We start from the raw sequence: 21,119 nt of genomic DNA, 5'->3' as shown, positions 1-21,119 counted from the left end.
GCGCACCCGCGTCCCGCTTACCGGTTGTGTCCTCGCTCGCCGTCGGCGCCGTCGACGGCTCCTGCGGCCACCCGGCCCACGAACCGGCCCGCGGTCATCGCGGCGGCAGCGGCGGTGCCCACCGGTCCGGCCGCGGCGGCGGCGCGCGCTTGGCCGGCGCCCGCGGCGCCGGAGGGCCCGGCCGCACCGGACGGTCCGGCGGCGCCGGGCATCTGGCCGCCGCCGCCGGAGGAACCGCCCCCGCCACCGATGGACTTGGCGCCCGAGGCGAGCGAGCCGACCGCGGCACCCGTACTGCCCGGGGCGCCGCTGCCGAGCGCGGCCGTGGCCGGCACGATCAGCTTGAGCAGGGCGGGCAGGGCGAGCGCGGAGAGCAGCAGGACCCCGATGCCGGCGATCTTCTCGTGGATGCGGCTGTCGCCTTCGCCGTCGTTGGACAGCATCGCCGCTCCGGCGAAGATGACGAGTCCGGCGGCGGGCTTGTAGAGCAGCCAGGCGACCATCCAGCCGATGTGCTTGCGCCACCAGCCGCCGCCCCAGTTGGTCATGGACGCGGCGGCGGCGAGCGGCAGGGTGCCGAGCAGGATGATCATGACGCCGAGCCGGATGTAGAGCAGGACGGTCTGCACGATCGCGGCGATCAGCAGGAGGAACGCGAGGACCAGCAGGAGCACGGAGGGGATGCCGTCGCCGCCGCTGCATCCGATGGTGGTGAGCTGCTGCTGGGCACCGGTGGCGAAGAGATGGTCGGCGTACCGGTCGGAGAGGCTCGCCAGGGCGGTGACGACGGCGGTCGCGCCGCCGGCCACGAGGATCACCCGCAGCAGCCCCTTGAGTGCCGCCGCGCCCGCCTCGCCGCGTCGCTCCAGCGCCATCCGTCCGGCGGCGAAGAGCAGCGATCCCACGGCGGTGTAGACGACGACCCACTGGGTCTGCTGGTTGACCTTGTTCGCGGTGCCGTCGGAGACCAGGGTGGGGATGCCGGTGGTCAGGTCGCCGAAGACCGCGATGGCGCCCGCGAGCACCTTGTTGGCGATCACCTCCAGGATGGTGCCGATGGGGTCGCCGAGGAAGTCGAAGAAGCCCTTGATGACGTCGCCGGGGCCGCTGCCCGTTTCGCAGGCCATGTCACACCTTCCAGAGCACGAAGCCGTCGGTGCCGCCCACCGAGGACAGTTCGGTGTGCAGTGCCCCGTCGTTGGCGGGCCGGACCTTCCAGTCGCCGCCGCTCCACAGCAGCCGGACCGAGGTGCTGAAGCAGGGCCCGTCCGGGCTCTTGATCAGCACGTCGACCGTGGCGGCGGCGGGGCTGTACTCGGCGAGCAGGAATCCGGCGTAGGTGCCGTTCCTGCGGGTCTTGAGGCGCGCGTCGGAGAAGGAGGCGCGCTGCGAGACGAACAGGTCGCGTCCGAACCCGGCCACCACCTGGTCCCGGGTCACCGCGCGCCAGTCGGGCGAGGTCATCTGGGCCGGGATGACATGGGCCGCCAGGACCGCGCCCATCGGGGTGCGGGCGAAGCACCACAGCACCGGTCCGGTCTCCTGGGTGGGACCGGCGGCCGCCGAGACGGGGACCCGGGTCCCGCCGAGGGTGCGCCAGCGCAGATCGGCGGGCGGTGCCTCGGGGGTGGCACGGTCACCGTCGTCGGTGGCACAGCCCGCGGGGCGGCCCGTGGTGTCCGAGGCGGCCTCCGTCAACGGGCCGGGCGCGGAGGCGGTTTCGAGGAGGGGAGGGGCGTCGCCGCGGGTGGCGAGGGCGAGGAGCGAGAGGGCGAGGGCCGCCGCGAGGAAACCGGCGGCGAGCAGCCGGCCCCGCTGTCTCCAGAAGGGAAGCGCGAACGGGTCCTCACCGTGATGCCGGGAAGGGGCGGGGAGGGGGACGACGGGGGCGGCCGGGGGGCCGACGCCCGCCTCGGCGGTCGAGGGGCCACCCGCCGCATCGGCGGCCGAGGCTCCACTGTGGTTCTCCGGAGCCCCGCCGGGGACCGCCAGGGTCCCGCCGGGGACGGCAGGGAACCCGCCGGGGACGGCAGGGAACCCGCCGGGGACGGCTGGGAACCCGCCGGGGACGGCTGAGGCTCCCCCGTGGTCGGCTGAGGTAGACATGGGGTGTTTTCCCGCCGGTTCAGTTGAAGACGAACTGGACGAGGGGGCCGGCGGTGGCGACCAGGACACAGCCGCCCAGCACCATGCCGAGTCGGCTCATGTGCTCCGAACTCTCGCCGCGCTTCACGGAGATGGCCATCATCGCGCCCGTCACCAGCACTCCGGCCACTCCGGCCGCGGTGCCCGCCCAGGCGGCGATGCCCAGCACGAGGTCGATCTTCTCGGTGAGGGCGGCGGGGGCCTGTCGCTGGGGGTCGGGGACGGCGGCGGCAAGGAACGTGAGCATGACGAATCTCCTGATGGGCGGTGAGAGGTGTTCGGTGACGTATGACTTGGGGCCTGACGACCCGTTTTCACAGCCCCAGGGGGCCGAGGAACTGCACGATCGGTCCGGCGGTCGTGGCGAGCACGCATCCGGCGATCACGAAGAACAGGCCCCGCATGTACGAGGCGCCCTCCCCGGGTTCACCGCGGCGCAGTTGGAGGGCCATGAGGATGCCGGTGATGAGGACGCCGGCGACCCCGGCGGCGGAGGCGCACCAGGCGAGGACGCCGAGGAGGAAGTCTGCGTCGGCGCCTGGGTCGAAGGTGGCGGCGAGGACCTCGTGGGCGGCGGTGGCACGGGGCATGGACCGTCCTTGGGTACGGGTCGGAGGTGACGGGGCGGGGCGGCGGGGCGGCGGGCGCGGTGTTCGAACCGGGGCCGGCTACGCCGGGCGGCGGGCGGCGGTCTCGGGGGGTGGGGTGGCCTCGGGACGCGTCGGGATGAGCGCCGCGAGCTCCACGACGGAGCGGGGCGCCTTGGGGGCGGGCCTCCCCACCCGCCACTGGGCGATCCAGGGCACGCTGAAGGTGCGTACGGCAGCGCGCAGGACCCGGACGCGACGCCACAGTTCGGGCGGGAGGCGGCCGGGCGCGTCGGCCACCAGGACGAGCGCCACCAGCCGCACCCCGGCGGGGTGGCGGCCCGTGCGCAGTGAGTCCAGCGCCTTGGACGCGGCCTGGAGACCGGCCAGATGGGTCCGGGCCAGCAACAGGATGTCGCCGGGTTCGCCCTGGGCGACCTCCGGCCAGGCGTGGCCGATGTCCGTCCCGCCGAGCGCCGCCGCGAACGTGGTCGCGCCGGCACCCCCGTGCGCGCCGACCCAGCTGATCCCGACAGCGGGCGCGGGCGGGGCCTTGAACACGGGGGGCGGGGCCTGCCGGATCTCGGGGGGCAGGGACAGGACGGCAGTGGGCGAGCCCTCCTGGAGCAGAGCGGGCGAGGCCTCCTGGACCGTGGGGGCCGGGGCCTCCTGGATCGGGACGGGCGGATCGGGGCGGTCCACGGGGACAGGGGTGGGGGCGGAGGCAGGGACGGAGGTGGGAACGAGGCTGTCGGTGGGGCCGGGGGTGGCGGGCTTCGGCGCCGGCCGTTCGAACGGCCTCGGCTCGGCGCTCGGCTGACGTATCGACACCGGGCCGCGGACCCAGGGGTCCGTCGGGGGGTTCACGGCCGAGGCGCTCATCGGGTTCCTCTTCCTTCTTCCGCGCGGGGTGTTTGCGGGCACGCCGGACACCGGGTCGGTGACGGCGGTTCGGGGAGCCCCGGGGACCTGTGCGGACGTACGGGGTCCCACCCGTGGCGGGCGGGGACGCCGGGTTCCGGGCTCCGTCGTCCGGCGCGGTCGTCGGGCCGTGGTGCCGGGCTTCGGAGGTGTCCGCAGGAGGGTGGTTCGCCTCCGTGTGCTCCCTACGACAGCCACCTACGGCCGCAAGCCCGCCGACAGTTCACTCCCGGATCCGATTGATCGAAATTGAACTGCCCGGGCGGTCATGGCCGTTGCCGAGCACGAACAGATCCGCACCCCGCCCCGAGCACGGGGAGCGTGCCGGATCCGGTCGGACGAGGCCGCGCAGGGGACGGCCGTCAGGAGTCGGGAGAGGTGGGAGCGGTGAGCGGGAACGCGGGTGATTCCGGAGGGGGGACGGGCGGCGAGGGCATGGGGACCGCCGTGAAGGCCGGTGCGGCGGTGGGCGGCCTGGGGTGCCTGCTGTCCCCCGTCGCCATGGCCGTGGCGATCTCCTCCGTGTTCGTGATCGGCGGCTTCGGAGTGCTGTTCGCGCCGCTGATCGCACTGATCCTCTTCTTCGGCGGCGGAGGCGGCGGGGGCGACGGCGCCGGTGAGGCGCCCGATCCCGACCTCATCGCCGGGATCATCCAGGGTGACGGGAGCGGCGAGTTCGACCCGAAGTCGGTACCGGAGGGCATGGCCGACCCCATCACCGAGGCGGGCGCGCTCTGCCCCGGCATCGGCCCGGTCGTCATCGCCGCCCAGATCGACCAGGAGTCCGGCTTCCGGAGCGACAGGACCGGCCCGGAGGGCGAGCAGGGCGTGTCCCAGCTGCCGCCCGACGTGTTCACCCGGCTCGGCAAGGACGACGACGACAACGGCGAGACCTCCGCGCTCGACGCGGCCGACTCGGTCCTGGCCCAGGGCCGCTTCATGTGTGAACTGGCGGACCGGATGCGGCCGTTGGTGAGCACGGAACCACTGAGCGATCTGGTGAGCCTGACCCTGGCGGCCTACGACGCCGGGCCGGACGCCGTGCGCGAGGCCGGACGCGTCCCCCGGACCAATGCCTCCCAGCAGTACGTCCTGGCGATCCGCGCCAAGTTCGCGATCTACGAGGGCGCGGTGCCCGCGTCCCCGCCCGCCCAAGACACCGAAGGACAGTGAGAGCCATGTTCCAACTGGAACGGCGTGGCGCGAAGAACGCGCAGGCCGACCTCGGCGCCGTCGCCGGCGCCGGCATCGAGCGGGGCGACGGCCCCGGGGGCAGGCCGTGCCCCGTGTTCGTCTCCGCCGACGGCACCGTGGCGGTCGACGGCGAGGTCATCGCGACGGCTGCCTCGGGCGACGCCGCGCAGACCGCCGTGCTCGACCGTCTGCACCGGCGGGCGCTGGACCTGGCCGCGCCGGTCGAGGCGTCGATCCTGGACCAGCAACGGCGCATCGTGCTGCGCATCCGGGTACGGGAGGACGGCGCGAGCGAGCTGCTGGAGGACCCGCTCCCCCTGGACACGGCCGACTCGCCGACCGCGCCGGGTCCGGCGCCGGTGCATCCGTCGCCCACGGCCTCGCCGGTGCATCCGGAGCCCACGGCCACGCCGGTGAGTCCCGCTCCCCTGATAACCCCGGCCCCCTCTGCCGCACCCTCGACGCCGGAGGTGCCCGGTTCGGGCGCGGGGGCGGGGGCGGGCGCGGGGGCGGGCGCGGGGGCGGAGGGAGGCTCGAGGTCCGGGCCGTACCGGGATTACGACACCGCCATACTGACCGCGCTGAGAACACCCCCTCACGGTCCTCCGTCACAGGCCGTCCCGGCGCCGAACCCGTCTCCGCATCCGTCACGCGCGCCGGTCGCGGTGCCGGAGGAGCTCGTCGCCGGGGTGACTCTGGTCTGCGAGACCGTCACCAGCGGCGAGCCGGCGCTGGCCAAGGTCCAGGCGGCGGCGCTGGAACGGCAGGCGGCCCATCGCTTCGGACCCGAACACCACTACACGCTGGAGGCCCGCGCCCTCGAAGCGTACGTGGCCCATCTGACGGGCGATCACGCCGCGGCGACCACGCTCTCGCTCCAGGTGGCCGAACTACGGCACCGGCAGGGCGACCTCCGGGCCCGCGGGGACATCGAACGTGCCGTCGCCTTCTGGGAGTTGCTGGCGTCCCCGTTGGCCGCAGTGCCACTCGGCCGGCGGCTGCTGCCGCTCTGGAACGGGATCAGCGGGGCCGACGGAACCGAGCGCTACGCGGCTGCCGGGCGACGCCTGTCGATGCTGGCCCAGGTGACTCCGCCCGCATTCGCGGCGGCACTGAGAAACATCTTTTGAACCGCCCGTCAGCCATTCACGTTGTGAGCCATGAAGCCTTCGGCGATTCAGCCGAAGTGACTTCATCCAGGAATTCGAACTCGACACACTTGAGGAAATGAAAATGACCCAGGCCCGATTGGCAGCGTACACGGCGGCTCTCCTGGCGGCTTCCTTCGGCCTCATGGCCTGCGGAGCGGAAGATTCCGATCAGGGCGCCGACAAGTCCTCGGAGAAGTCCGATCTGACGGCGCTCAGCGGCGAGCAGCGCAAGGTTTCGGAACAGCAGATTCCGCTTCCGGTCTTCGACGACAATCCGAACCCGCAGGGCGAGTTCAAGGTCGAGGTCTGCTCGCACACCGGCTTCAAGGAATGCGAGAGCAAGTCAATCGGCATCACCGCGCTCGGTTCGGACAACGACAGCATCAGCTCGATCAAGAACCCCAACAACTTCAGCATGACGTTCTACGCCGACGACGACTTCACCGGCGCCTCCCTCACGCTCAAGCCGCATGAGTCGATCGACAACCTCAGCACCCCGCAGTCCCCGATCGAGATGAACGACAAGATCAGCTCGTGGCAGCCGCAGGTGGCGGGCCGCGCGGCGGAGCGGGCGGTGGTCAGCGTCTGCACGGAGCCGGAACTCCGCGGTGAGTGCGAGGACCTTTCCGTCTCCAAGTCGGAGATCAAGCTCAACGACAAGATCAGCTCGATCCAGAATCTCAGCGATCTCGACCTCGTGTTCTACGTCGACAAGGATTTCCGGGGCGCGGCCATCAAGATGCCCTCGCGGACGTATCTGCCGAATCTGAACCCGGACGGTCCGAACAACGGGATCGACGAGAAGATCTCCTCCTGGCAGCCCGAGGCCAGCGACAACGTCGCACCGCAGTATCCGAACTGAGCCGCGGCTTCCGGAGATTCCCGTGGAATACTTCAAGCAGCCGATCAGACCCGATCTCATCCCCGATCCGACCTCCGACGCCGACCTCGGTCACGACGGCAACGAAGAGGCGGGCCCCGATCCGGACCAGGATTTCCTGGCCGACGCGGACTTCGGTGAAACGGGCCGCTCACGCTTTCGGGCGCGCTTCGGTACACCGCGCGCCACGCGGGTTCCGAGCAGTCCCTTCTCCTCCCGTGCGCCGCGCCTCTCCCGTCCCCCGCTCCATCGCCGGCTCGGGCTCGACAACAAGGCACTGGCGACACTCTCCGTGGCGTTCGTCCTGGTCGCCGGTTCGGTGACGGCGTTCGCGCTGTCGGGTGAAGACCGGACGGTCGCCGGTGATGTGCCTCCGCCGTCGACCGTCACCACCTTCCCCGCGTTTCCGACCGCGAGTGTGATGCCGCCGGCGGATGCCGAGGAGCAGCCCGACGGAGGAGTGATCCTGGCTCCGGAGCTGACCGGGGACGAGGACACGGGCGGGGACGCGGGCGACGACCCGGACGCGGACTCGGTCGCGGCGCCACCGGAGGGCGAAGAGGGCACGGAGCGGCGGGACGTGGCGTCCCCCGGGCCCTCACCGAGCGAGCGGCAGCGCCGGGGCGCGGGTTCGACGGCGGGCCAGGCGGCCGGTACGGCGACCGCACCGGTCCAGGGGTATGTGATCACCGCCGGCTATGCGCAGGCGGGGAACTGGTCCACGGGGCATCACACCGGTGTCGATCTGGCGGTACCGGTCGGCACTCCGGTGGTGGCGGTGCGGGCGGGAGCGGTGCTGATGTCGGCCACCGACGCCGGCTACGGCCACTACATACTGATCCGGCACGCCGAGCACGAGTACAGCCTGTACGCCCATCTCTCGCGGCTGGAGGTGGAGCGGGGGACGACCGTTGCCGCCGGGCAGCGGATCGGGCTCTCCGGAGCCACCGGCAACGTGACCGGACCCCATCTCCATTTAGAGGTGCGGACCGAACCGGTCTTCGGCTCCGACGTCGACCCGGTCGCCTATCTGGCGAGCTTCGGCGTACACCTCTGACGGTCCTCCACCCGCCATCGTCCCCACCCCGTCGCGCCGTGTTCCGCCACTGTCCAGCAGTGGGGTGACACAGCGCGGCGGGGCACACGTGTTTCCCGCGGACGGAAGCGAATACGGCCGATCACGTTTGGATAACGCACACCGTTTCTTAGAACTCCCCCCGAGCCCGCAGCCGTGTTGCGGGTGTCAACCGATCTGGAGCGACCAGAACGGCATCACCACCTTCTTACGGGGGTCTCCCATGTATCGCACTCGTATCGCCACCGTCGCAGCGACCGTCATGACCGGTGCTCTTCTTCTCACCGCTTGCGGTGGTGGGGACGAACAGGGCGCACGGGATTCGGAAACGACGATCCCGGCGGATGAGGTCAGTTTCAAGGCAGGCACGGCCGAGCAGAACAAGGCCGATCTGAGCACCGGCGATTTCGCCGCGAACGCGGCCCCCGCCAAGCAGTCCCAGCAGTCCAGCCCGGTCACTCGCAACTGGGTCCAGCTTTCGGCCGCCTCGGCGGGCGATCTGGATCCCGTGGTGACGAACGCCGCCGGTTTCGTGCTCTACCGGTTCGACAAGGACGAGCCGTCGAAGTCCAACTGCTTCGACGCGTGCGAGAAGACCTGGCCGCCGTATCTCGTCAAGCCGGGCGGCAAGGTCTTCATCGACGGCATCAAGAAGGGGGATGTCGGCTTCATCAGGCGGGGCAAGGGCTTTCAGCTGACCCTCGGCAAGGCGCCGCTGTACCTGTTCAGCAAGGACCTGGCGCCCGGTGACACCAACGGCCAGGGCGTGGGCGGCACCTGGTTCGGTGTGACACCCGACGGCCGGCGGGCCGGCGAGGGCGGCGGCGAGGCGGCCGAGCCCGAGATCGAGGAGGCGGGGAACGGCGGCGGCACCGGCGGTGGCGGCTCGGCCGGGGGCGCGACGAAGGGCGAGCTGGTCGAGCGATCCACCGACGGCCTCTACAAGTTCGTCGACGACCCCAACGACTCCGAGAGCGCGGCCGGCACCGTCTCCGGGCGGGGCTGCAAGAACACCTCCCTGGGCGGCGCCATCTCCGCGATCAGCCCGGACGACGACCAGTCGGTCGGCAAGCCGATCAAGCTGTGGGACGGCCCCGACTGCACCGGGAAGTCTCTGCTGCTGGAGCGTGGCGTCTCCGCGAACCTCGCCGCGCAGGACTTCGACAACAAGACCCGCTCCGTCTTCATCGGGGAGTTCGCCTCCAGCACCCGGTAATCACCCGGAAACCGCGTCCCCCGCGGGCACTTCCCACACACCAGGCCGCCTCTGTCGAGATTTCCTCCCCCGGCAGGGGTGGCCACGCGCGGTGGGGAAGAGGCGTGGATCACCGACTCATGGCGAATGGGCAGCTGTACAGCACGGGAAAGGGCGGCGACCAGTGATGGCGGACGAGATGAACCGGCGGAGAAGCGGAACGCGCACGCCGTTCGGGATCCTGCTGGGTGTGACGGCCGCCCTGCTGCTCACGGTGTCCGGCTGCCAGAGCCCGCCGGATTCGGTGTCGGGCTCGGTGTCGGACGTGGTCGGGGAATTCACCGAACCGGAGCCCTGGTCGTCGTCGGACATGTCCGAGGCGGCCCCTTATGACATGTCGATGCCGGACGGGACCGAAATCGACTCGCGCGTCTCCGACCCGGAACCGAAGGCGGTCACCGCGCGACCGGAGAAGGCGCCTTACGTCGAGAACGCCGCCGTACTGGGAAAGGTGTTCTTCGACACCCCCGAAGGCCCCCGCGTCTGTTCCGGGACCGCGGTCGCGGATCCCGGGGACCCGGGCCTGTCGAGCCTGGTGTGGACCGCTGGGCACTGTGTGCACACCGGCCGCACCGGCACCTGGTACCGCAACATCGTGTTCGTGCCGTCGTACAACAACGAGGCGCTGTCCGGAGTGAGCGCCACCGTCAGGGATACGCGGGAGATCTCCCCGCTGGGTGTCTGGTGGGCCGACCGGGCGGGTGTCTCCACCGGCTGGGCGCGCGAGGGCGAGGACGTCGGCGGGGCGGGCGCGGCCTTCGACTACGCGGTCCTGCACGTCCGCCGCTCGGGGGATCCGTCGGCGTCCCTGGAGGAGGCGATCGGGTATGCGATCCCGGTCGCGTTCGACGCGCCGGCCATCACCGGGATACCCGTCCTCAAGATCTGGGGTTACCCGGCGGAGGCACCCTTCGACGGCAACCTGCTGTTCTCGTGCCAGGACCGGCCCGGCAGGCTGTCCATCGCCACGGAGGACCCCACCCTCTACCGGATCGGCTGCACCATGAACGGCGGCGCTTCGGGCGGCGGTTGGTTCATGGCGCGCAACGACGGCGTGCTGGAGCTGGTCAGCAACACCTCGGTCGGCCCGAGCGAGGCCCAGTGGCTCGCCGGGCCTCGACTGGGCTCCGAGGGGCGGGAGTTGCTCGACACCATCGGCGCGGGTGGGCAGACCGGAGCGGGCTGACCCGTCCGGAGAGCGGGCGGACCGCGAGCCCGCCCTGCGGACGGGTCACCGATCCGACGGTCTGCGGGGCCGTGACCGGCGCGTAGCGCCCGCGCGGCGGTGCGTGGTCCACCTCCTCGGCGCTGCGCCCGATCATCGTCCGGCGCGCGTTCCCAGGCGGTCACCGAGCCCCTTGGACCGCTCGTACGCGGAGTCCCGCGGGGACGACGAACCCGCCTTCGACCGTCGCTGCGAGGCCGGTGGCCATCCGGCGATTCCGGTGGGCAATCAGCCTGTCCCGTAAGCGAGTTGTCGTGGTCGGTCACAATGGCCTGCGTGTGCGAGCAACTGCTATTCACCGTCCTCGGCCCGGTCAGAGCCTGGAGAGGCGCCGAAGAGGTCGATCTGGGTTCACCGCAGCAGCGGACCGTGCTGGTCGCGTTGCTCCTGTCCCGGGGCGCGGCCGTGCCGGCGGAGCAGCTGATCGACGCGGTGTGGGGCACGGAGGCGCCCTCCTCGGCGCGCGGCACGCTCCGTACCTACGTGCACCGCCTGCGCCGGGCGCTGGACGACGACGGCGCTCCGTCCGTGATCACGTCGGCGGGGCTCGGCTATCAGCTCCTCGCCCCGCGCGGCGCGCTCGACCTCGACGTCTTCCGGGATCTGCTCACCCGAGCCGAACGCGCTCTGGATGAAAGGGAATTCAAGGATACGGCGGAGCATCTGCGCGAGGCACTCGGCCTGTGGCAGGGATCCGCCCTGTCGGGGGTCCGTGGCGAGTACGCCGATGCCCGGCGGCACGGCCTGGACGATCAGCGGCTGTCCGCCGAACTGCTGCTCATGCGGGCCGAGATCGAGCTGGGCTCCCACACCCTGGCGGTCGGGAGGCTCAGCGGCCTGGTGAGCGAGCATCCGCTCGACGAGCGCTTCCGGGAGATGCTGATGCTCGCCCTGTACCGGTCGGGACGGCAGGCCGCCGCCCTCGCCACCTACCGGGAGATCCGGGAACTGCTCGCGCAGGAACTCGGGGTCGATCCGGGACCGGGCCTGCAGACGATGTTCCAGCGGGTCCTGCGCGCGGATGCCGGGCTCGCGGCACCGGCCTCACCGGCACCGGCTGCGGGATCGACGTCGGCATCGGCTGCGGCCCCGGCTCCGGATCCCGCTCGGAGGAAGTCGGCGCACGTGCGGTCCCGGGCCGTGGCCGTGCCGACGCCACCCGCCCAACTGCCGGCCGCGCTCGCGGCGTTCGTCGGCCGGGAGGCAGAACTGGCGAGTGTCTCCCGCCGCGTCGCGCGGTCCGAGGCGGCGATCACCGTCGTCACCGGCATGGCGGGCGTCGGGAAGACGACCTTCGCCGTCCGCTGGGCTCGGGACATCGCCGGTGACTTCCCCGACGGGCAGATCTATCTCAACCTGCGTGGTTTCGACCACTCGAGCACGCCTCTCGCGCCCGGCCAGGCCATCGGCACGGCCCTGGACGCCCTCGGAGCGGACTCGGCGGAGGTACCGCAGGACATGGATGCCCGAGCGGCGTTCTACCGCACCTGGCTCAGCGGCAGGCAGGTCCTGCTGCTCCTGGACAACGCCCGGGACGCCGCCCAGGTCCGGCCGCTGCTCCCGGGGTCGCCAGGGTGCCAGGTCATCGTGACGAGCCGCGACCAGATGGCCGGACTGGTGGCCGTCGAGGGTGCCCACCCGATCCCGCTGGGCGCCCTCAGCGACGCGGAAGGCCACAGCCTTCTCGCCCGCCGTCTGGGCGGCGACCGGACGGCGGCGGAGCCCGAGGCGACCGCGGAGATCGTCGCGCTGTGCCGGCGGCTCCCGCTGGCCCTGGCCGTCATCGCGGGCCGGGCGGCGACACGTCCGGCCCTCACCCTGTCCGCCATCGTGGCGGAACTACGCGAGAGCGCGGGCGGGTTGGACGCGTTCGACAGCGGTGACGCCGCGGCCGACGTGCGTGCCGTCTTCTCCTACTCCTACCGCGCCCTCGGCGCCGAGGCGGCACGGCTGTTCCGGCTGCTCTCCCTGCATCCCGGACCGGACGCCGCACCGGGCTCCCTGGCAAGCCTCGTCGGCCTGCCCGTCCCCCGTACCAGGCGGCTGCTGGACGAGTTGCTCCGGGCACACCTCGTGGACGAGCACTCCCCCGGCCGGTACACCTCCCACGACCTGCTGGCCGCGTACGCCTCGGAACTGCTCCACGAGGAGGACACCGAGGAGGAGCGGACGACGGCGCGGCGCAGGCTGCTGGACCACTACCTGCACAGCGGTGTGAACGCCCGGCTGTACCTCTCGTCCGTCCCCACCCCTGCCAACGTCAGGATCCCGCCCGCGGCACCCGGCGTACACATCGCGCAGTTCGACGGCGAGCGCACCACCGCGACCACGGCACGGGACTGGTTCGACGCCGAGCACAACGTGCTGCTCGCCTGTGTCGAACTGACCGCCGCACGGCGCCTCGACACCTACGCATGGCCTCTCGCCTGGGCCCTCGGCCCGTACCTGGAACGCCGGTTCAAATGGAACGAGGTGAAAACGGCGTTCCGTCAGGCCCGGGAGGCGGCCCAGCGGCTCGGGGACCTGTTCGCCGAGGGGTACGCGCACGGAGCGCTCGCGCAGGCGAGCGTGTCGTCGGGCTCCTTGGAGGACGCTTCCGCACACATGACGCGGGCGCTGGAGCTCTTCACCGAGTTCGGGGACCCGGGCGCCCTCGGCAAGGCCCACAGTCAGGCGAGCTGGGTGGTCGAGCGCACGGGCGACATCCCGGGTGCGCTGGACCACGCGCGACAAGCGCTGAAGCTGAACCGCTCGACCGGTGCCGAGACGATCACCACGGGACGCATCCTCAACACGGTCGGCTGGTATCACGCCCACCTCGGACAGTACGAACAGGCTCTGGCCCATTGCCAGGAGGCGCTGCCGCTCCTCGAGGAGGGCGGCGACGTCATGGGATTCGCGGACACACTTCTGAGCATCGGCTACACCCATCGCCTGATGGGTGCGTACGGACCGGCGGCGTCCTTGTACGAGGAGGCCCTGCCTCATCTCCGAGCCACCGGCGCCACCTTCAACTGCGCGACCGCCCTCGATGAACTAGGTGACATCCACCTGCACCTGGGTCGTCCGAAGGACGCGACGCGAGTGTGGCGTGAGGCGCTGGAGATCCTCGACACGCTGGGCCACGCCAAGGCGGAGCCCATCCGGAGCAAGATCCGGGACGCGGCCGCGAACAGCGTCCGACCTCCGATGGGGCCGTAGCGGAACCGGTCGCCCAATGGCGTGCCGCGACGGCTGCGTGACGTCACCAGTCGCCCGTGCGGCTCTGACAGCGGCCTCATCGGGGCGGCCGGCCTGACACCGTCCGGCAGCCTGGGCGGCTGCCGGACGGTGTCAGGTCACGGCGTCAACGGGACCTGCCCACACGCGATGAGCGTTTATGTGTGATGGGGATTCCGGCTCGCTTGCTGACCGCCCGCGGTGTAGGTCGAGGAAGACGCTCCATACGTCGAGGACGATGCGCCGTAGGCCGAGGAGGAAGCCCCATAGGAGGAGGACGAAGCCGCGGACGTCGAAGACGACGATGCCCCGTATGCTGACGCCGCTTGCGCCTGCGCCGCCTGCTTCAGTTCACTGATCCGCGTTCCGAGATCCCGAACGGTCCGAGCCGCATTGGCTTCAGTGGCCTCGCACTCTCTCAACGCGGCCAGTTTCGCAGCGACCTGTTGAGCCGCGTGCTGTACCGCCGGCAACTGCGCAATGGCCCGACCGGCCTCACTCCGAGCCTGATCCGGAGAATAGTAGCGGTATCCATCCTTCTTCAATTCGTGCTCAAGCGCCGTATCGCGAGTCACCGCGGCGCTCCTGACTCTACCCTCGTAGGTGCTCCTCGCTATCCCCGTCGCCTTGGTCGCCGCCTCCAGCCGCTTTTGAGCCGCAGCTTGTTCACCCATCGCGTCTATGACTTGCTGACGGACCGAGATCATGCGCATCCCGGGCGGGGAGGGGGTGTGCGGTGAATTTGAGTCCGACCGCCCGTACCCCGAAACGGGCTGCGGAATCGGAATGGCTGAGAGATAGGACGGGGGGATGGCGCCTGATGGCCCATCGGAAGTCAACCTGTGCTGCCAGTAGACCGACGGGGCAGCATTCGGGTCCAGACCGCGGCTGTAAGCGCTCACCCTCGGCTCGGCGCCCGGAGCACCATAAGTGGATGAATTGTTCCTCCCGGCAACCGCGGAAGGCTGATCAGCCTCTTTCGTATAGTGCACATTGAGCCCGACCTGGACACCGGGGAGCATGCTGCGCACCTCTGCGAGGAAGATACCCTCCCGCTCCTTGCATCCGTTGCACGAACCCTTGTCCCCCTGCAAGTCCACAACTATCTTGCGAGGCCATGTCTCTTGCCTCTTCACATCGGATGCGTACGCGTAGAGCCAGTCGAGCGCATGCACCTCAGCATCGTTCTTCGATCCTTTGGCATCATAAGTAAGCCTGGGATGACTTGAGTACCTACTGCCCTGACCGGCACGGGTGCGACTGTCATGAAGTGCCGATATGACAGGCGGTCGGTCATCAACCCACACAAGCGCCTCGACCACCGTGACGCCCTTTCCTTCCGTCCTCGTGAGTCTTGCAGCTTCTCGATCGACGCGCTGCTGGGATTCGTATCGGGCTCGCGAACCCAAGCCCGGTGTCGGAGTACTCATGTTTCCTCGTCCGTCGCATTCCGTGACGTGTCTTGCTCTGTCATCCGGAACGACGGCTGACGGCGCCGGCTGGTTCAATCTTTTTCCTGGGCGATTCCGGCGGATCCCCCACCTGCCCTGCCGCTCTCTCCCCGCATGAACCCGGGACGCCGGTTCCGCGTAGTAGCAGTGATCGCGAAGGGCTTTCGCGCCGGCGCGGCAAGGAGAGAGGACTCAGCTCATGTACGGGACTTCCGGGAACTACCCCTACGGGGTTCCAGCCCAGCCGGATCCGCGGACCCGGGATCAGATCCAGCAGGATTTGGCGCTGCGCCATCAGGCCATCGTCCAGCGCCGTCTGGAACAGGACCGAATGGCGGCCCCGCCCCCAGTCCCCATCCCACCGATGGCCCCTGCCGTGCGATATCCGGTGCCCGCTCCCGGCCGGCCCGCCGCAGCGCCCCTCGCCCCCTACGCGGCACCCCATCCACAGGCCTATGCGCAGCCTCTTCCGCAGGCTTACGCACAGCCTCGTCCGCAGGCTTACGCGCAGGCTCGTCCGCAGGCTTACGGACCTCTCCATGGTCCCCCGCCCTCGCACGTTCCGATGCCTCTCTCCGTGCGCCCGCCGGCCCCGCTTCCGCCGATGGTCACCCGGCTCCAGCCCGCGCCCGCCCCTGCGCGGCGAGAGCCGCTCGGCCGCCCGGCGCCTCCGTTCACGCCTCAGGACGCCTCCGCCTGCGACATCGCGGCGATCGAGTACCAGAAGGAGGCGGAGCTGTTCGAAGCCGCGCTGGCGCGTTACATCATCTACAGGCGTTCGGACGTCACCGCACAGATGCGTACCGTCGCGTGCGCGGCATGGAACATGGCGCGCACGATCGATCCGGCCAGGACCACCACCTTCGCCGAGACGAATGCGGCGCAGCCGGGCGCCGTGGGAAGCGATCCGGGAGCCCTGTGGCGAGTCGCCTGCTCCGGGAACGTCAGGGAGACCGTGGCATTCCTCCTCGCCGGGCAACGCGCCGGGGCGTTCAACGGGCTGTCGGATTTCCGGTTTCTGACAAGCCTGGATCCGCAGCGCGCGAAGAGAGTGAAACAGCCGGTCGAGCTGCAGCGCAGGATGGCACAGGATGTGCATCCTCCGCTTTCCGCGGACGAGACGAGATTCGCGTCCCGGTCCACGATGAACGGCGACCGATTCGTCGAGTGGTGCCGGGGTGAACAGTTCCTGTCCCTTCCGGCCTCCGACTCCTCCCACCAGAACGCTGAGCCCACGGGAGGGCTCGTCGGCACCGGCCTTTCCGGATCGACCATGACCCTTCTCGAAATAGCCAGACTGGCCCAGGACCAGGGCGTACGGAACATCGACCTCGAACTCGTACGGCTCGCCGCGATCGCGGTCTTCGTGGAACACGGACATCACACGGTGCACGAGTGTCTCACCAGCGCGCAGATGTGGGCCGCTCACACGAACGCCGGGAACAAGCTCACCTACGACAACGACTATCTCCGCTACCGCTCGATCGCACCCCTCACCGAGCGGGAGCTTCGAGGTGTCGCCAGGTCCGCACGGTTCCCCGACGAGTCGATGAACGAGACGGCCCCCGCGGCCTCCGCCGCGAACCACCCGGTCCCGGCCGGCCACTCCGTCCTGCGTCAGACGCGGCAGCACGTTCCGGTCGCGTACCGCGGCAACGAGTCGGGTCACGCCGGCGTACGACGATGACGTCGCTGCCGGACCCGCTGCCGGACCCGCTGCCGGACCCGCTGCCGGCCCTGGCGGGCCGGGGCGTCGGCAGGTCGGCGGCCGACGGAAGAGCCCCGAGTGCCTTACCGGAAGACCTCGTTCAACTGGATCACACGGCGGAACGTGGCCACCGGTGAGAGCGCTCGCCGATACCGACCAGATATTCCTGAATTTCGCCGAGGCCCGCGGCGAGACGAATCCATCGACGGAGGACCGAGATGCCAGATTTCCCCCTTCCCGGCAGTGACGCCACCAACGGCCGGCGATCTTCCGCGGCGCCAGATCCGGAACTGGAGAGGCTTTGGATGAGCGGGTTCCACGACTGGCCCGCACCCGAGGAGAAGCCCGCGGTCGTGGAAGAGCGTGATCGCCGTCGCGCGGACTCTCCGGCCACGATGTCGGGAGTGACCCACCCCGACGTACCTCCCCAGGCCGGACCCGCCCCCGCGCCCGTACCCACCGTCGTGTTCAGCGCGGGCAGTCGGTTCCTCGAGGGAATCGAGACCCCGGCCCCTGCCGCCCCGGCCCCGTCGCCCCCGGCACCAGCACCAGCACCCACACCCGCACCCGCACCCGCACCCACGGTCGGTGCTCTCCCCCAACCGGCGCGTGGCAGTGCGGCCTCCGCTGCCGGGCGCCTGCTCGATCTGGCGAAGCGTGGATGGCAGATGGCGAAGACCCTCGTGAGCGATGTCGTGGAGTTCGCCCGTGAGAATCCGCATGTGGTGGTGGGCGCGGTGATCGGCGCGGTCGCCGGTGCCTCCGTCGGCGGCTTCGCCGGTCTTGTGGGCGGCGCCGTGCTGGGCGCCGCGGCCGGCGCCGGAGCGCGCGTCTACCTGGAGCGGTCCACGCAAAGGCGACACGCGGCCCAGAGCCCCGCGCAGAGTGACGCGCAGGCGACGAGGGACACTCGGAGCGTCTCTCCCGCTCCCCTGCGGGACACGAACCCGGTGCGGACGCAGTCGGCGGTGGCGGACCGGTCCCGGTCCCGGCAGTTCGACAGCCCCGTACGTTCCGAGGCCCCTCGGGTGGGGCCGGCGACGAGCGCGCAGGTGGCGTCCTCTGCCGCACTGCGAGCCGACGGCACGGATCGGGTCGTCCCCTCCGCCGCCGACGCCTCGCAGAACTCGGTCACCCGGCCTGCCACGACCTCGGCCCAGGGTCCGGGGCGCCGTAGGAGCGCGTGACCGGGAGCGCCGAACTCCCCGTATCAGGGCGCGGACAGCCCGGGGCGCGTATCGCGTGTCTCAGCGCTCTCGGGTGCCGCGTTCGCCTGCGCGGCTCGGTCACAGAGGTGGCCGACCGCTCGCCCACCTCATGGCCACCTCGCAATCCCCCCGCCCGAGGTCCGCGGCGTGCAGCGCGAGACGCGGCTCGGCTGCACGCCGGTCACCGGCGTCCCGGCCTCGGTCACGGGTGGAACCGCCACCGGCCTTCGGAAAGGACATCCACCTTGCCGTCGCTGACGCGGACGGCCGTCTCGTCGTCGATGAAGTAGATCGGGAAGTCCGCCCGCGCGGCGATGTGATCGGCCCAGGCGTCGTCCCGCTCGGGGAAGTCCGGTGAGTACAGGTGGGGTTTGAGATACCAGTCGAAGAGGCCGAACGGCGGTTCCACGGTCGTCGCGCCGAGCACGTGGAGGTCTGCGGTGTCCCCGATGACGTCGGCGGAGTGTTCGGTGAGATGACGGCTGAAGATCATCGATCCGGCGCTGACCCCCACATAGACCCGGCTCTCCAGCGCCTCCAGAAAACCGTCGGCCAGGCCGTTGCCGGTGATGCTGCGCGCGAGGTGGTAGTGGCTGCCGCCCTCGACGTAGATGACATCGGCGTGCAGCAGCCGGTCGAGCACCAACTGCCGGGGCAGGCCGTTCAGCTCCAGGACGTCGAACTCCCGCCAGCCGAGGCCGTGCAGCCGGTTCATGTCCTCGACGACCCACCCGTGGTCCCCGGGCTCGGCGACCGACGCCGTGGGAACGAACACGACGTTCGCCGATCCGAACGGCCGTCCCAGCATGTCCCGCAGCGCGTCTCGCAGCGTCTCGTTGCGCAGGCCGCTCGCCGTCAGAAGAAGGTTCATCGGGCGAGCCAAGCACGCCTGACGCACACACGCAACGAACCCGGGATCCACCGGACCGTCATGCCGCGGCCGCATCCCGAACAGGCCGAGGAGGGCCTTCGAAGGCCCTCCCGAAGATCTCTGACACGCGCAGTGCGGACGCCCTGTTCGTCGGTGTCCCCAACGCCGTGCGACAGGCCTCGTCAGGGTCTTGACCGCGTCTCTGGACCGTCATCGCCCTCCGCTCGGACGACGCGCTCAGGGCAGCGGCCTGATCCGTTCGTCCCGGGCGGAGGGCGTGATGGTGCGCAGGGCTGGAAGCGCGCTACTGGCCCGGTCGGGTTCCGTGGTGCCGGTTCGGTGCGGGCGCGCGGTACACACCGCCGTGGGCCCCGCCCAGCGAGGGAACTCCCGGGTGGGGAGCGTGCGGTTGGGGAACGCCCGGGTACAGGGCGCGGCCACCTGCGGGCGGGTAGGTCCCATGCCCGTGGCTCGCCGCGGGATGCAGGGCGGCGGTGGCTGGATGCCAGGCGGCAGGTGCCGCAGCGGCGCGAGGGGCGCCGTAGGACGCGTAGGCCACGCCAGGGGGGTGCACCCCGGGAACTCGCTGCGCGGGTGCGGGGGCCGGGTGGGGGGCGCCGTAGGACGGATGGCTGCCGAGGGGACGGTAGGCCGCGGGTATCTGCTGGTGGGCCGCCGGGGCGGGGGGTGCCTGCTGGTGGACCGGCGGGGCCGGCGGCATCTGTTGGTGGGCCGCAGGGGGTGTGTGGGGCCGTGGGGCGGCCAGTTGCGGAATATGTACGGCCAACTGGTCGGGCTGGGCGAACTCCGAGGCCCCCAAGGTCATGTACTGATGCAACCGCGAGGCGTGCAGCAGTTCCATCTCAACAGCTGTCGGGTACGACGCGGCAGAGCGCCTGGGAGCGAAACAGACGTCACGCCCACGGTCCAGACCGATGCGATAGTGATCGGCGTACCGCTTGTACCCGTCCGCTTCGTACGCCATCTCCGGTGGCGGCGGATTCTGCGCATAGTACTCGGCCAGCATGATCCTCTCGCGGTGCAGGCCGATAACCGGGTCGAGCGTTTTCTCCGCAAGCTGCTTGGCCTCCCTCAGGAGTGCGCAGGTCGTTCTGTAGTCGACGAGGGCAGCCTCCGACAGGATCGTGGCCACCCTGTCCTCGGGAACCTCCTTTCCTCCCTTCTCCACCACGTAGTCATAGAATTTGGCCAGGCTCGCCACGATTTTCGCCTGTTCCGCAGGATGCACGAGGGACCCGTCTCTCCGAATTTCATCAAGTCGATTTTTCACTCGGTTCTACGGTGGTACGCCACTCAGGGTTCACCGTGTCACGGAGGCATTCGGCGTCGGCCTGGCCGGGATCACGTTCCTCCTCGCGAGCTGCTCGTTCACGGTGGCCCGGCCGGGGCGGCGCGGGTACGCGTGCACGGTGTCGACGATGTCGGCTGTGGAGACAGACGGATCCCAAGGCTCATGGGGTGGCACTGCACAGCACCCTGGCGAGTTCAGGGCGGGGCGTCCACGATCCATGGACAGGTCGTCAACGGGACGTATACAGGCGGCTGGTTGCCTGATCGGGCAATGGCACCGGTGAAATCGGCGGGTGCCGACGTTCCGCACCAGAAACCCGATCACGATGAATACGCCTCACACGGCCCTCGAGAACCCCGCCCTCGGTGCCGGCCTGCTGGACACCCTCATGGCCGAGCACTCCCCCGCAGTCATCGCCTACGCGGAGAGGATTCTCCGGGACCGGCATCTGGCGGAGGACATCGCCCAGGAGGCGTTCATCCGGGCCTGGCCGCACACGGAGCGGCTCTGTTCCACCGCCGGCTCCATCCGCGGCTGGCTGCTGACGGTGACCCGTAACCTGATCATCGACCGGTCACGCAGTTCCATGGCGCGCAACGAGGTGGTCGGGGCGGATGAGATATTCGGGGCGGGCGGGCGCGAGACGACGTTTCCGGATCACGCCGAATCCGTCGCCACCTCCATGCAGACGCTCGCGCTGCTGCACGGCCTCTCCCCTGAACACCGGGAAGTCGTGCTGCATCTCTATGTATTCGAGCACAGTGTCCGGGAAACCGCCGATCTGATCGGCATACCGGTCGGCACCGTGAAATCCCGGCACCATTACGCGCTCAACGCCCTCAGATCGAGACTTGCCGACGAGGTGAGTACGGCGGTGCGAAGAAAGTGCGCGCCGCGATGACCCGAACCGGCTCCGA

The 21,119-nt window shown here is 70.5% G+C and carries 16 protein-coding genes and 1 pseudogene; 10 read left to right on the top strand and 7 right to left on the bottom strand.

Going from position 1 to position 21,119, the window contains the following annotated elements; all coding sequences use genetic code 11:
• Positions 1–17: 17 nt before the first annotated feature.
• The 5 genes from QQM72_RS13100 to QQM72_RS13080 all read right to left on the bottom strand — a co-directional run bounded on the left by QQM72_RS13100 (position 18) and on the right by QQM72_RS13080 (position 3,614).
• Entirely contained in the window at positions 18–1,127 is a 1,110-nt protein-coding gene (locus tag QQM72_RS13100; protein ID WP_314221018.1) for a hypothetical protein, read from the bottom strand.
• Position 1,128: 1 nt separating this feature from the next.
• Positions 1,129–2,106: a hypothetical protein gene (locus QQM72_RS13095; RefSeq protein WP_314221017.1), complete on the bottom strand. Its 978-nt coding sequence runs from the start codon at positions 2,104–2,106 to the stop codon at positions 1,129–1,131.
• Between the two features lie 19 nt (positions 2,107–2,125).
• Positions 2,126–2,392 (bottom strand): hypothetical protein, encoded by a 267-nt coding sequence (locus QQM72_RS13090; protein WP_314221016.1) that lies wholly within the window; start codon positions 2,390–2,392, stop codon positions 2,126–2,128.
• A gap of 67 nt (positions 2,393–2,459) precedes the next feature.
• Positions 2,460–2,735 (bottom strand): hypothetical protein, encoded by a 276-nt coding sequence (locus QQM72_RS13085; protein ID WP_314221015.1) that lies wholly within the window; start codon positions 2,733–2,735, stop codon positions 2,460–2,462.
• A 78-nt stretch (positions 2,736–2,813) separates the two neighbouring features.
• Positions 2,814–3,614 (bottom strand): DUF6668 family protein, encoded by an 801-nt coding sequence (locus QQM72_RS13080; protein WP_314221014.1) that lies wholly within the window; start codon positions 3,612–3,614, stop codon positions 2,814–2,816.
• 474 nt (positions 3,615–4,088) lie between these two features.
• Here QQM72_RS13080 and QQM72_RS13075 point away from each other — a divergent pair, with 474 nt between their 5' ends.
• From QQM72_RS13075 to QQM72_RS13050, 6 genes are all read left to right on the top strand, one after another.
• Positions 4,089–4,826: a transglycosylase SLT domain-containing protein gene (locus QQM72_RS13075; RefSeq protein WP_314221013.1), complete on the top strand. Its 738-nt coding sequence runs from the start codon at positions 4,089–4,091 to the stop codon at positions 4,824–4,826.
• 5 nt (positions 4,827–4,831) lie between these two features.
• Positions 4,832–5,977 carry a hypothetical protein gene (locus QQM72_RS13070; RefSeq protein ID WP_314221012.1) on the top strand — a complete coding sequence of 382 codons (1,146 nt, stop codon included), beginning with the start codon at positions 4,832–4,834 and terminating at the stop codon, positions 5,975–5,977.
• A gap of 103 nt (positions 5,978–6,080) precedes the next feature.
• Entirely contained in the window at positions 6,081–6,860 is a 780-nt protein-coding gene (locus tag QQM72_RS13065; protein WP_314221011.1) for a hypothetical protein, read from the top strand.
• A 22-nt stretch (positions 6,861–6,882) separates the two neighbouring features.
• Complete coding sequence (locus QQM72_RS13060) at positions 6,883–7,935, top strand: M23 family metallopeptidase (protein WP_314221010.1); 1,053 nt, start codon at positions 6,883–6,885, stop codon at positions 7,933–7,935.
• Between the two features lie 241 nt (positions 7,936–8,176).
• Positions 8,177–9,169, top strand: coding sequence for a hypothetical protein (locus QQM72_RS13055; RefSeq protein WP_314221009.1), 993 nt, complete (start codon positions 8,177–8,179; stop codon positions 9,167–9,169).
• A 178-nt stretch (positions 9,170–9,347) separates the two neighbouring features.
• Positions 9,348–10,394 (top strand): trypsin-like serine peptidase, encoded by a 1,047-nt coding sequence (locus QQM72_RS13050; protein WP_314221008.1) that lies wholly within the window; start codon positions 9,348–9,350, stop codon positions 10,392–10,394.
• Between the two features lie 49 nt (positions 10,395–10,443).
• Here the strand turns inward: QQM72_RS13050 and QQM72_RS13045 are convergent.
• Positions 10,444–10,545 (bottom strand): annotated as a pseudogene (locus QQM72_RS13045) (carbon monoxide dehydrogenase subunit G); the annotation flags it as partial.
• A 164-nt stretch (positions 10,546–10,709) separates the two neighbouring features.
• Here QQM72_RS13045 and QQM72_RS13040 point away from each other — a divergent pair.
• The 3 genes from QQM72_RS13040 (at position 10,710) to QQM72_RS13030 (ending at position 17,998) form a co-directional block, all read left to right on the top strand.
• Positions 10,710–13,634, top strand: a complete 2,925-nt coding sequence (locus QQM72_RS13040; RefSeq protein ID WP_314221007.1) for an AfsR/SARP family transcriptional regulator — start codon at positions 10,710–10,712, stop codon at positions 13,632–13,634.
• Between the two features lie 2,034 nt (positions 13,635–15,668).
• Positions 15,669–16,790, top strand: coding sequence for a hypothetical protein (locus tag QQM72_RS13035; RefSeq protein ID WP_314221006.1), 1,122 nt, complete (start codon positions 15,669–15,671; stop codon positions 16,788–16,790).
• Positions 16,791–17,479: 689 nt separating this feature from the next.
• Positions 17,480–17,998 carry a hypothetical protein gene (locus QQM72_RS13030; protein ID WP_314221005.1) on the top strand — a complete coding sequence of 173 codons (519 nt, stop codon included), beginning with the start codon at positions 17,480–17,482 and terminating at the stop codon, positions 17,996–17,998.
• 223 nt (positions 17,999–18,221) lie between these two features.
• Here the strand turns inward: QQM72_RS13030 and QQM72_RS13025 are convergent, their stop codons facing one another.
• Positions 18,222–18,890 (bottom strand): Type 1 glutamine amidotransferase-like domain-containing protein, encoded by a 669-nt coding sequence (locus tag QQM72_RS13025; protein ID WP_314221004.1) that lies wholly within the window; start codon positions 18,888–18,890, stop codon positions 18,222–18,224.
• Between the two features lie 1,604 nt (positions 18,891–20,494).
• On the opposite strand from QQM72_RS13025, the gene QQM72_RS13020 reads away from it, so the two are divergent.
• Entirely contained in the window at positions 20,495–21,103 is a 609-nt protein-coding gene (locus QQM72_RS13020; protein ID WP_314221003.1) for a sigma-70 family RNA polymerase sigma factor, read from the top strand.
• The last annotated feature ends 16 nt before the right edge of the window (positions 21,104–21,119 follow it).

It is taken from the genome of Streptomyces zaehneri, assembly GCF_032248645.1.
GTDB lineage: Bacteria > Actinomycetota > Actinomycetes > Streptomycetales > Streptomycetaceae > Streptomyces > Streptomyces coriariae.
This window is presented reverse-complemented; position numbering and strand designations above follow the sequence as displayed.